The organism is Candidatus Hydrogenedentota bacterium (genome assembly GCA_016791475.1).
In the GTDB taxonomy this organism is placed as follows: domain Bacteria; phylum Hydrogenedentota; class Hydrogenedentia; order Hydrogenedentales; family JAEUWI01; genus JAEUWI01.
Genome location: JAEUWI010000227.1, coordinates 1 through 461, shown reverse-complemented (window position 1 = coordinate 461; position 461 = coordinate 1). Strand labels below are relative to the sequence as shown.

Here is a 461-nt window from a genome sequence, read left to right as displayed (position 1 = left end):
CTGCCCGACTACGCCCGCCAGCTGAAGGTGACCGAGGCCCGCCTCAACGATGTGTGCCGACGCATGGCCAACCTGGCCTCCAAGGAGGTGGTGCATGACCGCCTTCTGCAGGAGGCGCGCCGCCTGGGGATCACGGTGCAGCCGGTGGACGTGACCGTGAGCCAAGCCGACTGCACCCTGGAAGACGATGCGGCCGCGCGCGAGCGCTGGCGCACGGCGCTGGCCGCGACCCTGGCCGCCCCGCCGGGCGCAGAGGACACCGCTGCCAACCCGGCGCCGGACATGCGTCACCAGCCGGCCATACGCTTGGGCCTGCGGCTGGTCAAACACTTGTCGGCGGCGGCCGTCGGACGCATCGTCGCCGCGCGGCAGGAGCGGGCCTATGACGATGTGGATGATCTGGTGCGCCGCGCGGAACTCGACCGCGGCGACCGCGAGGCGCTCTCCGCCGCCGACGCGCT

The 461-nt window shown here is 72.9% G+C and carries 1 protein-coding gene; it reads left to right on the top strand.

Translation table 11 applies throughout. From position 1 onward, the window contains the following. On the top strand, positions 1 to 461 hold a 461-nt coding region (locus tag JNK74_28870), incomplete at both ends, for a hypothetical protein (GenBank protein ID MBL7650194.1).